Annotated in this window: 9 protein-coding genes; 7 read left to right on the top strand and 2 right to left on the bottom strand. The window is 71.7% G+C overall.

Going from position 1 to position 11,054, the window contains the following annotated elements:
* Nucleotides 1-400: 400 nt before the first annotated feature.
* Both ABTZ89_RS28180 and yczE read left to right on the top strand, forming a co-directional pair.
* A complete protein-coding gene (locus ABTZ89_RS28180) occupies nucleotides 401-3,223 on the top strand; it encodes a sensor domain-containing protein (RefSeq protein WP_351050213.1) in 2,823 nt (940 codons plus the stop codon).
* Nucleotides 3,224-3,325: 102 nt separating this feature from the next.
* Nucleotides 3,326-3,994 (top strand): membrane protein YczE, encoded by a 669-nt coding sequence (yczE, locus tag ABTZ89_RS28175; protein WP_351050210.1) that lies wholly within the window; start codon nucleotides 3,326-3,328, stop codon nucleotides 3,992-3,994.
* On the opposite strand, the gene ABTZ89_RS28170 is transcribed toward yczE, so the two are convergent.
* The gene (locus ABTZ89_RS28170; protein ID WP_351050207.1) at nucleotides 3,977-5,518 is read right to left on the bottom strand and encodes a bis-aminopropyl spermidine synthase family protein; all 1,542 of its coding nucleotides are present in this window, start codon (nucleotides 5,516-5,518) and stop codon (nucleotides 3,977-3,979) included. The genes yczE and ABTZ89_RS28170 overlap by 18 nt on opposite strands.
* A gap of 151 nt (nucleotides 5,519-5,669) precedes the next feature.
* Between ABTZ89_RS28170 and ABTZ89_RS28165 the strand changes: the two genes are divergently transcribed.
* The 4 genes from ABTZ89_RS28165 to ABTZ89_RS28150 are packed head-to-tail and all read left to right on the top strand — an operon-like array spanning nucleotide 5,670 to nucleotide 8,969.
* The gene (locus ABTZ89_RS28165; RefSeq protein WP_270949069.1) at nucleotides 5,670-6,761 is read left to right on the top strand and encodes an ABC transporter ATP-binding protein; all 1,092 of its coding nucleotides are present in this window, start codon (nucleotides 5,670-5,672) and stop codon (nucleotides 6,759-6,761) included.
* Nucleotides 6,758-7,414 (top strand): ABC transporter permease, encoded by a 657-nt coding sequence (locus ABTZ89_RS28160; RefSeq protein ID WP_270949070.1) that lies wholly within the window; start codon nucleotides 6,758-6,760, stop codon nucleotides 7,412-7,414. Before ABTZ89_RS28165 ends, ABTZ89_RS28160 begins: the two co-directional genes overlap by 4 nt.
* Nucleotides 7,411-8,091: an ABC transporter permease gene (locus tag ABTZ89_RS28155; protein ID WP_351050202.1), complete on the top strand. Its 681-nt coding sequence runs from the start codon at nucleotides 7,411-7,413 to the stop codon at nucleotides 8,089-8,091. The genes ABTZ89_RS28160 and ABTZ89_RS28155 overlap by 4 nt, the downstream gene beginning before the upstream one ends.
* A complete protein-coding gene (locus ABTZ89_RS28150; protein WP_270949072.1) occupies nucleotides 8,091-8,969 on the top strand; it encodes an ABC transporter substrate-binding protein in 879 nt (292 codons plus the stop codon). Before ABTZ89_RS28155 ends, ABTZ89_RS28150 begins: the two co-directional genes overlap by 1 nt.
* Before the next feature lie 71 nt (nucleotides 8,970-9,040).
* Here ABTZ89_RS28150 and ABTZ89_RS28145 read toward each other — a convergent pair whose 3' ends face one another.
* On the bottom strand, nucleotides 9,041-9,823 hold the full coding sequence (locus ABTZ89_RS28145; protein WP_270949073.1) for an IclR family transcriptional regulator: 783 nt from the start codon (nucleotides 9,821-9,823) through the stop codon (nucleotides 9,041-9,043).
* A 209-nt stretch (nucleotides 9,824-10,032) separates the two neighbouring features.
* On the opposite strand from ABTZ89_RS28145, the gene hutU reads away from it, so the two are divergent.
* Nucleotides 10,033-11,054, top strand: a 1,022-nt coding sequence (gene hutU / locus ABTZ89_RS28140; protein WP_351050198.1) for a urocanate hydratase, incomplete at its 3' end; no start/stop codon positions are given.

Here is an 11,054-nt window from a genome sequence, read left to right as displayed (position 1 = left end):
TGCGCCCGCCGCCCTGCCGCGCAGGGGGCGCTGCCGCGGCCGGCCCGCGCGGCGCCGGCCCGGTTTTGCGCCGGCCGGCGCGGGGGAGTCGATCCGACTCCCCGGCCCCGTTGGGGTTTTTCCGTCATCCCCCGGCGCTCGGTGCCGGTCGCGCCTCGCGGTCGCAGCCCGGACGGGGCTCGTTGCATCAACACCCGTTGACTTTCGCCACATGGCGTCATCAGGTCGGGCGACGAGCGTCACCTCTCCAGGGAATCCGGTCCTGCGCACGGCACCATGGCGTCACCGCCGGTGCGTTGACCGGTATTGTCGGCCGCACGACCCGTTGTGTTGTAGATCACTCATCAGTGGGGTGGTGTGCAAACCGGGCGGGCGGTCGCGCGGCTGCTACGCGGGAGGGGTGCTGTTGACCGAGCGGAGCGAGAGGACTCGGACGAGTTCCGGCGGACTCGGCCTTGCCGGTGCCCGCTCCCAGGAGTTCGCCCTGCTGCCGCTGCCGGACGCGCCCGCGCTGCTCAGCACCGCGGACGGCATCATCGTCCGGGCCACCGAGCAGGCGGCGAAGCTGGCGGGCGAGACCTCGCCCGCGGCGCTGATCGGCTGCCGCCTCACGGACCTGGTGACCCGCGACGGCCAGATCTCGCTGCTGCGCGCCAGGAGCGGTGAGTACCCGGTCCGGCCGCTGAGCTGGCCGCACGCCGATGACGAACGGCTGCGCGTCACGGTGCTGGTCGACGTCTCGGACCTGGCCGAGAGCGGGCGCGACTCGGCGCACGTGCAGGCCGAGCAGGGCAACGAGCGCCGGTGGTTGATCGAGGCGCAGCGCATCGCCAAGGTCGGCAGCTGGGTGTTCTACCCGGAGACCGTGGAGCTCTACCGCAGCCCGGTGCTCGGCGAGTTCCTCGGCGATTCCGGCGCGCAGGACGCCACCGGCGTGGCGGCCATGATCGAGGCGACCCACCCCGACGACCGGGAGCGGGCCCGCCAGTTCTACCTCGACGTGCTCACCGCCCCCGAGGACGAGCTGCTGGAAGTGGAGCTGCGCGACCACGCGGGCAAGCGCGTCTACCTGTGCACCGGGCGGGCCGAGTACAACCGGGCCGGCCGGGTCGAGCGGGTGCAGGGCACCGTGCAGGACGTCACCGAGCACCGGGCGCTGGAGCGGCAGCTGCGCGACGAGCGGCGCAAGCTGCAGGACGCGCAGCGGATCGCCCGGCTGGGCACCTGGGAGTGGGACCCGCAGTCCAACATCATGCGGCTGTCGAACATGCTGCACGAGATCATCGGCAAACCCGCCAGCACGCCGATCACCTTCGACAGCTACCTGGACCGGGTGCACCCCGACGACCGGGGCTGGGTGCAGCGGGCCTGGCAGCCGCTGGTCGAGGAGCACGATCCGATCGAGGTCGAGCACCGCTACCTGCGCATCGACGGCACCACCCGGATCCTGCGGCTGCACGGCACCGCGATCAAGGACGCCGACGGCCGCAACCTGCTGGTCGGCACCGCGCAGGACGTCACCGAGCAGCGGGCCGTGGTGACCCGCATGGAGCGCTCCAGCCAGCGGTTCAGCGACCTGGTCAGCATCACCCCGGTCGGCATCGGCCTGTTCGACCGGGCGGAGCGGCTGGTCGACGCCAACGACGCGCTGTGCGACCTGCTCGGCTACCAGCTCGACCAGCTGCGCGGGATGACCGCGAAGGACATCACCCACCCCGACGAGCAGAACACCAGCCTGCCCACCCCGGCGGAGAACTCCGGGATCCGCCGCCGGGTGCCGCAGCGGGTGCTGGTGCGCTCCGACGGCGAACCGGTGTACTGCGAGCTGCGCACCTCCGCTTCGGTGCAGGACGACGGCACCCACTTCTGGCTGGTGGTGTTCCAGGACATCACCGAGCGGCGCCGCGCCGCCGAGGCCCTGCGCTACCAGGCCAACCACGACGACCTCACCGGCCTGCCGAACCGGACCGCGGTCAAGGACCTGCTGCACAAGCTGCTGGGGCGGGCCGATTCGGACCGGGTCGCGGTGCTGTTCTGCGACATCGACAACTTCAAGCGGGTAAACGATTCACTGGGCCACGACGCGGGCGACGAGCTGCTGGTGGCGCTGGCCCGCCGGTTGGAGGGCGGGCTGCCCGAGGGGTGCACGACGGCCCGGCTGTCCGGCGACGAGTTCGTGATCATCTGCTCGGACATCGAGGCGGTCGGCGGCGTCGATTCGCTGGCCACCAGGGTTTCCAGCCTGCTGCGCACCGCGGTTCCGGTGCACGGCCAGCTGATCCGGGTGTCGGCGTCGATCGGTGCTGCGGTGCCCGACGGCGCCGCCTCCGGTGGCGAGGACCTGCTGCGCTTCGCCGATGCGGCGATGTTCGAGGCGAAGGGCCGTGGCGCGGGCAAGGTCTCGCTGGCCAGCCCGGCGCTGATGGCGTCGGCGGACCGGCAGCTGCACCTGGAGGGGCAGCTCCGGGAGGCGCTGAACAGCGACGGCTTGGCCCTGCACTACCAGCCGGTGGTCGACGCCGACGGCGTGGTGGTCACCGCGGAGGCGCTGGTGCGCTGGCCGCACCCGGACCGGGGGATGCTCGCGCCGGACGCGTTCCTGCCCGTCGCCGAGCAGGGCGACCTGCTGCGCGAGCTGGACCGGTGGGTGCTGCGGACCGCGCTGAAGGAGGCGGCGACCTGGCCGCTCAGCGGCGGGCGATCGGTGGGCGTGGCGGTGAACCTGGCCGGGCTGGTGCCGGGCGGACCGGAGTTCGTCGACGCTGTCGCCGACATCGTCGCCGAGAGCGGCATCTGCTGGAAGCGGGTGATCCTGGAGCTGGTGGAGACCGCGTTGGCGGACCTGCCGTCGCGGACCCGCCACGAGATGGCCGAGCTGGTCGAGCGCGGGGTGCGGTTCGCGGTGGACGACTTCGGCACCGGCTACTCGTCGTTGGCGCGGCTCAAGGACCTGCCCGCGCAGATCATCAAGGTGGACCGCCGGTTCGTCGCCGGTGTCGGAGGCGACGCCTCGGACTTCGCGGTGGCGCGCGCGGTGGTGGACATGGCCCGCGCGATGGGCCGGAAGTGCGTGGCCGAAGGCGTCGAGACCGCCACCCAGTTCCACGTGCTCTCCGGCGTCGGCGTGGACGCCTACCAGGGCTGGCTGTTCTCCGGCGCCCTCCCGGCCCGCGAGTTCCGCGACCTCGTCGCCCGCGGCCCGATGCCGATCCCCGGGGTCTGACGAAGGCCAGCGATCTCCAGGTGGCCCTCGCCGGGAGCGGCGGCCGGTTCGAGGATCGGGGAGATCCGGATCCCCGGAACCATCGGACGTTCGAGGACACCTGTGACTGCGGTACCGCAAGCGAAGCCGGGCCAGTTCGTGGCCAGGCGGATGACGGCCCGAGAGCAACTGCGGGCGGAGAAGAAGGCCTGGCGGCTGGTCCAGCTGCTCATCGGGCTCGTCGGGTACGGGGCGGCGCTGACCTTCCTGGTCGAGTCGTCCCTGGGGGCGGCGAGCTGGAGCGTGCTGGCGGAGGGGTTGTCGCTGCGCACCGGGCTGTCGTTCGGGTGGGCGACGAACCTGATCGCGGTGGCCGTCCTGCTCTGCTGGATCCCGCTGCGCGAGCTGCCGGGGCTGGGCACCTTCCTGAACGTGGTCCTGGTCGGCACTTCGGCGGACCTCGCGGCGCTCTTCGTGCCCGCACCGAGCTCGCCGGTCCAGCAGGTCGGCTACTTCCTGCTGGGCCTGCTGATGCTGACCTTCTTCGACGCGGTCTACCTGGGCGCCAGGTTCGGGTCCGGGCCGCGCGACGGCCTGATGACCGGCGCGGTCCGCGTCACCGGCAAGCCGATCTGGCTGGTGCGCACCGCGATCGAACTCGTCGTGCTGGCCGTCGGCTGGCTGCTGGGCGGAACCGCCGGCTTCGGCACCGTGCTGATCGCCGTGGTCCTGGGACCGCTGGTCCAGCAGTTCCTCCGCTTCACCACCGTCCGGCTAGCCGGTGACGGTTAGCAGGTCCGCGATGCGGTGGCGGGGGAGGTCGATCAGGCGGAGGTCCAGGTCGGCCGGTACCGGGGCGAGGGCGGCGACCCGCTCCTTGGCCTCGCGCTTGGTGAGCTCCGGGTCGACGTGGGCGATCAGGGCTTCGCGCCAGACGTTGCCGAGCTTGCCGTGCGCGCGCTGCAGCAGGTAGCCCGCCACCGAGTCCGGTTCCACCAGGTCGGCCACCACGAGGGCGTGCTTGGAGTCCGGCGTGCTGCGGTGGAAGCGCAGCTGGTACTTCGCCCCGACCAGCTCGGACAGCGCGCGCTGGGCGCGTTCGCTGGTGATGTCCGGGTGGTTGTTGTCGACGAGGAACGCGACCCGGTCGGCGTTGCCCGCCAGCAGCATCCGCGCCAGCCACGGGCCCGGATCCGACCGCAGGTCGTACACCGGCGGCTGCGGCTGCCTGCGGATCGGCTTCGACCAGCCGGGCTCGCGCAGCGAGGAGACCGGGCTGCCGAGGCGTTCGCCGATCGCACCCAGGAACTCCGGGGACGCCGTCGCCTCGACCGCCTCCACCGACTGCGGGCCGTGCGTGTAGATGCCGGGCACCTGCCGCAGCGCGAGCTTGCGGGTGTGCGCGGTCGGCTGGCACACGTACAGGTCGCTGGCGCTGCCGATGGCCTGCGCGCCGAAGTAGCGGTGGAACTGCGGCAGGATCGCCTCGAACACCATGCCCAGCCGCAGCAGTTCCTGCTGCACCTTGTGCCCCAGCGCGGGCGTGCGCGTGCTGTAGCCGTAGGCGACCAGCAGCCGGCTGTTCGGCCCGGCCATGCACTCGGCGGCGCGGGCGGCGAACAGGCCGATGCCCTCCGGGGTGTAGGGCGGGTCGGTGAACACCAGGTCGGCCCAGGCCTCCACCGCCGACGGCACTGCGAAGCGCAGGTCGGTGTGCAGGGTGCGGACGTCGAAGCCGCGTTCGGCGGCAACGGCGTCGATGTGCTGCAGGATCCGCTCGTCGAGGTCCACGACGGTCACCGAGACCGACGGCACCACCAGCCCCAGCGCCAGCGAGGTCAGGTCGTGGTCGCCCAGGCAGAGGAGTTTGGCGCCGCGCAGGTCGTAGTTGTCGCGCAGCCATTCGGCGCGGCGCAGCGCGGTTTCCGGAGTGGCGGTGACGTGGTCGAGCGCCGCGGCCGGCCGCGGACCGGTTTCGACGAACTCGCGCATCAGCGCCAACTGCTCGGCCCCGGACGGTGCGGTCGTGCCCAGCTCGTCCAGCGCGAAGCTCTCCCGGTAGCGCTCGCGGGCCTGCGCGGACAGCCGGTGCGCGCTACCGGTGGTCTCGAGGTCGGTCCCGATCGCGGCGAGCAGGTCCTCGACGGTCCGCCGCGCCACCGCGGTGCGGCGGATCAGCTCGTCGAGCTCGACGGGTTCGCCGGTCAGCTGCGCGAGGACTTCGCGGAGGTGGCGCGCGAGGACACCGGCGTCGGCGAGCAACCCTCGCACGGCGTCGATCGGGTCAGGAGTAGCGGCATGCGGAGCAGTGTTCATCGGGTGAATCAGCTTACGGGCCCCGCTCCGGCGTCGCGCTCCCAGCAGACGGAACGAGATCACGCGTGTGTCTCGTCGATCGCAGGATGCTATCGATCCAGCTAGGGTCGGCCGGGTTTAAAGCGGACCGCGACTACTTGAGGGGGCTCGCTTGATCGAGTTCCAAGCCGTGCGCAAGGAGTACCAGAACGGCACCGTCGCCGTCCACGAGCTCAGCCTGTCGGTGCGGACGGGCACCATCACCGTGCTGGTCGGCCCTTCGGGGTGCGGCAAGACCACGTTGATGCGGATGGTGAACCGGATGATCGAACCGTCGGGGGGCAAGGTGCTCGTCGGCGGTACCGACGTGCGCGAGCGCGACCCGGCGGAGCTGCGCCGCGGCATCGGTTACGTGATCCAGCAGGCGGGGTTGTTCCCGCACCGCAACGTGCTCGACAACATCGCGACGGTGCCGCTGCTGCACGGGCGCAGCAAGCAGGAGGCCCGCAAGCGCGCCGGGGAGCTGCTGGAGCTGGTCGGGTTGCAGCCGGAGCTGGGCAAGCGCTACCCGGCGCAGCTCTCCGGTGGTCAGCAGCAGCGCGTCGGGGTGGCCCGGGCGCTGGCGGCCGATCCGCCGGTGCTGCTGATGGACGAACCGTTCAGCGCCGTCGACCCGGTGGTGCGCGAGGGGCTGCAGGACGAGCTGCTGAGGTTGCAGGACGAGCTGGACAAGACGGTCCTGTTCGTCACGCATGACATCGACGAGGCCATCAAGCTGGGGGAGAAGGTCGCGGTGCTGCGGCAGGGCGGGCACCTCGCCCAGTACGCCGAGCCCGACGACCTGCTGGCCGAACCGGCCGACGACTTCGTGACCGCGTTCGTCGGTCGCGACCGCGGCTACCGCCGACTGTCCTTCGTGGACTCCGACGGTCTCCGGCCGCAGCAGGTGGACACGGTCGAGCTCGGCGCCCGGGTGAACCGGCAGGAGCTGTGGCGGCTGGCGCTGGACGAGTCCGGCCGGCCGCGCGGCTGGCTGCCGCCGGAGACCGAAGTGGACGGTGAGCTGGCCGAGGACCGGCTCGTCGCGGGCGGATCGCTGTACACGCGGGGCACTCCGCTGCGCGGTGCGCTGGACGCCGCGCTGTCGGCGCCGACCGGGCTGGGTGTGGTGGTCGACGGCGACGGCGGGTACGTCGGCGTGGTCACCGCGGAGCACGTGCTCGACGTGATCGAGCGGCAGCGCCGACCCCAGGGGCTGCCGTGATCGACTACTTCGGCAGCCCGAGCAACCGCGAGCTGGTGTTCGGCCAGCTCGCCCAACACGTCTACCTGGCGCTGGTGCCGCTGGTGCTCGGCGTGCTGCTGGCGCTGCCGCTGGGGCGGCTGGCGCAGCAGGTGCGCTGGTTGCGCGGCCCGCTGCAGGGCACCTCGAACGTGGTCTACACGATCCCGTCGCTGGCGCTGTTCGTGCTGATCCCCGGCATCCTGGGCACCCCGCTGCTGTCGCCGGTCAACGTGATCATCGCGCTGACGCTCTACACCGCGGCGCTGCTGGTCCGCCCGGTCATGGACGCGCTCGACTCGGTGCCCGCGCACATCGTCGCCGCCGCCACCGCGATGGGCTTCCGGCCCACCCGGCGGTTCCTCACCGTCGAACTGCCCTTGTCGGTCCCGGTGCTGGCCGCCGCGGTCCGGGTGGCCTCGGTCAGCAACATCAGCCTGGTCAGCGTCGGTGCGCTGGTCGGCATCGGCGGACTCGGCCGGCTGTTCACCGACGGGTTCCAGCGCGACTACCCCGAGCAGATCCTCATCGGCATCGTGCTGACCCTGCTGCTGGCGCTGGTGGTGGACCTGCTGCTGGTGGTGCTGTGGCGACTGCTCACCCCGTGGGCGCGAGCGGGGGTGAAGGCGGCGTGATCGGCGAGTTGATCGCGTGGTTGACCGACCCCGCGCACTGGACCGGGCCGGGCGGGATCCTGGCGCAGACCCTGCTGCACCTCTACTACTGCGTGGTGTCGGTGGCGGCGGCCTCCGCGGTGGCCGTGCCGCTCGGCGTCTACATCGGACACACCGGGTGCGGTTCGGTGTTCGTGGTCGGGCTCAGCAACGCGATGCGCGCACTGCCCACGCTGGGCGTGGTGACGATCCTGGTGCTGGGCTTCGGGCTCGGCGAACTGCCCGCGCTGGCCGGACTGGTGGTCCTGGCGATCCCGTCGATCCTCTCCGGCACCTACGCCGGGATCCGCAACGCCCCGGCCGACGCGGTGGACGCGGCCAAGGGCATGGGGATGACGTCCGGGCAGCGGTTGTGGCAGGTGGAGCTGCCGACGGCGCTGCCGCTGGTGCTCGGCGGGGTGCGCAGCGCGATGCTGCAGGTGGTGGCCACCGCGGCCGTCGCCGCCTACGTCGGCCTCGGCGGGCTGGGGCGGATCCTGCTGGACGGTTTGAAGATCAGCGACTACGCGCAGATGGCCTCGGCCGCGATCGTCATCGCGGTCCTGGCGGTGCTGCTCGACCTGGTGTTGGCCGGTGCGACCCGGCTGCTGGTGCCGCGCGGTCTGCAGTTGGCCGCTCGACGAGGAGGTAACGACTGATGAAGCGGTTGCTGGTGTGCGCTGCTGCGGCGGCGCTGCTGCTGACCGGCTGCGGATCGCAGAACCCGTTGCAGAACAACGGCGACCAGGGCGGAACCCTGGTGCTCGGCTCGGCGGACTTCGCGGAGAGCGAGCTGCTGATGCACATCTACGCCGAGGCGCTGAAGACCACCGGCGCCGAGGTGGAGACCAAACCCCGCATCGGGGCCCGCGAGTTCTACGTCAACGCGGTGAAGAACGGCGAGCTCGCGCTGGTACCCGACTACACCGGGAACCTGCTGCAGTACCTGGACCCGAAGTCCTCGGCGACCGAGTCGCAGCAGGTCTACGACCAGCTCAAGCAGACCGTGCCGGGCGAGATGGAGCTGCTCGCCCAGTCCCCGGCGGAGGACTCCGACGTCCTGACCGTCACCTCGGCCACCGCCGACAGCGGGCTGCACTCGATGGCCGACCTCGGGCCGCGCTGCGGTGAGCTGGTGCTGGGCGCCCCGGCGGAGTGGAAGTCCCGCTGGGAGTCCAAGATCGCCGAGGACTACGGCTGCACGTTCAAGGAGATCCGCCCGGTCGAGGCCGGCACGATCACGGTGAACGCGCTGGTCGACGGGCAGATCCAGGTCGCGAACCTGTTCACCACGTCCTCCCAGATCGGGGAGAAGAAGCTGGTGAAGCTGGACGACCCGAAGAACATGTTCCCGGCCCAGAACGTGGTTCCCCTGGTGCACAAGGGAAAGCTGACCCCGCAGCAGGCCGAGGCCCTGAACAAGGTCTCCGCGGCCCTGACCACGGACAAGCTCACGGACCTCAACCGCCGCCTCGAGGTGGAGAAGGCCAACCCGGCGGACCTCGCCAAGGAATTCGTCTCCAGCGCAGGCCTGTGACCCCCGCATGCGAAGGGCTCGTGAGTGTTTTGGGTTGCTATAACGACCCAAAACACTCACGAGGGGCGCGGTCAGGTGGGACGGCCGCTGATCCTGGTGGTCAGCTCTGCTGCCGTTCGGTGGACGTGGGCGGCCAGGTCGGGCCAGGTCTCGCCGCACTCCGGGCCTTCGCAGAGGTGGCGGAAGGTCACGCTGATCGCCGCGATCGGGCGCGCACCGTGGTCGAACACCGCTGATGCCACCGAAGCGAAGCCGGCCGTGACGAACCCGTCCTCGACGGCCCAGCCGCGGCGCTGCTCGGTGCCGAGCAGGCGGCGGAGCTCGGGGAGGTTGCGGGGGCCGCGATCCGTCCGGCGGACGAACACCTCGCTGGAGGGCAGCAGGGCGCGGACCTGCGCCGCAGGCAGGTGCGCGAGCATCGCCCGGCCGGACGCCGTCAGCTGGGCGGGCAGGCGCACGCCGACGTCCGTGACCAGCGTCTGCGGTTGGGACGGGCGCTCCTTGAGCAGGTAGAGCGACTCGCCGCCGTGCAGGACGCCCAGGTGCGCGGTGGTGCCGACCTGGTCGACCAGGCGGCGCAGCAGCGGTCCGGCCAGGCGCTCCAGCGGGTCGTGGCGCAGGTAGGCGGAGCCGAGCTCGAAGGTCGCCATGCCCAGGCCGTAGCGCCGCTCCTCGGGCAGGTGGGTGACGAATCCGGCCGCCACCAGCTCCCCCAGCAGGTGGTAGGTGGTGGAGCGCGGCAGGTCCAGGTCGCGGGCGATGACGCCCGCCGACACCGGCCCGGCCCGCCCGGCCAGCAGCCGCAGGATCGCCAGACCCCGCCGCAGGGCCGGCACGTCGCTGCTGTCGCCCACTGCAACCTCCCACCGTCTGGAATGCCAGACGCTCTCACCCTATCCGGGCTTATGCGAACCGCGCAGTGGCGTTGGTATGGAGGTATGCGTGACAACGCGCGGTGCGGGACCTGCGCGCGTCGCCCCGGAGATCGCCGAAGTCGAGGACCTGAGCCGCTCTGGCGCCGTGCGCGCCGCCATCACCGAGTTCGTGTGAAGTGGAGGGTGTCATGAGCCAAGCCCGACCCGTGCGCGCCCCGCGCGGTACGACGCTGACGGCGCGCAGCTGGAGCACCGAAGCGCCGCTGCGGATGCTGCAGAACAACCTCGACCCCGAGGTCGCCGAGCGGCCCGATGACCTGGTGGTCTACGGCGGCACGGGCAAGGCCGCGCGGAACTGGGCGTCCTTCGACGCGATGGTGCGCGAGCTGACCGACCTGCGCGAGGACGAGACGCTGCTGGTGCAGTCCGGCAAGCCGGTGGGGGTGCTGCAGACCCACGAGTGGGCGCCGCGGGTGCTGATCGCCAACTCCAACCTGGTCGGCGACTGGGCGAACTGGGCGGAGTTCCGCCGCCTCGACGCGCTCGGCCTGATGATGTACGGCCAGATGACCGCCGGTTCGTGGATCTACATCGGCACGCAGGGCATCCTGCAGGGCACCTACGAGACGTTCGGCGCGGTCGCGGCGAAGCGCTTCGGCGGATCCCTGGCAGGCACGCTGACGCTCACCGCCGGCCTTGGCGGCATGGGTGGCGCGCAGCCGCTGGCGGTGACCATGAACGACGGCGTGGCGCTGGTCGTGGAGTGCGACCCCGAGCGCGCGCACCGCCGCGTCCGGCACCACTACCTCGACGAAGTCGCCGTCGACCTCGACGACGCGATCGCCAAGGCCGTGGCCGCCAAGGAGCAGCGGCGCGCGTACTCGGTCGCCGTGATCGGCAACGCGGCCGAGGTGCTGCCGGAGGTCCTGCGGCGCGGGGTGCCGGTCGACGTCGTCACCGACCAGACCTCCGCGCACGACCCGCTGTCCTACCTGCCGAAGGGCGTCGCGCTGGAGGACTGGGCCGACTACGCGGCCGCGAAGCCCGACGAGTTCACCGAGCGGGCGCGCGAGTCGATGGCCGAGCACGTCGAAGCGATGGTCGGGTTCCTCGACGCCGGTGCGGAGGTGTTCGACTACGGCAACTCGCTGCGCGGGGAGGCCCAGCTCGCCGGGTACGAGCGCGCGTTCGCCTACCCGGGGTTCGTGCC

Source organism: Saccharopolyspora sp. NPDC002686, from assembly GCF_040295745.1.
GTDB classification, from domain to species: domain Bacteria; phylum Actinomycetota; class Actinomycetes; order Mycobacteriales; family Pseudonocardiaceae; genus Saccharopolyspora; species Saccharopolyspora oryzae.
This window is presented reverse-complemented; position numbering and strand designations above follow the sequence as displayed.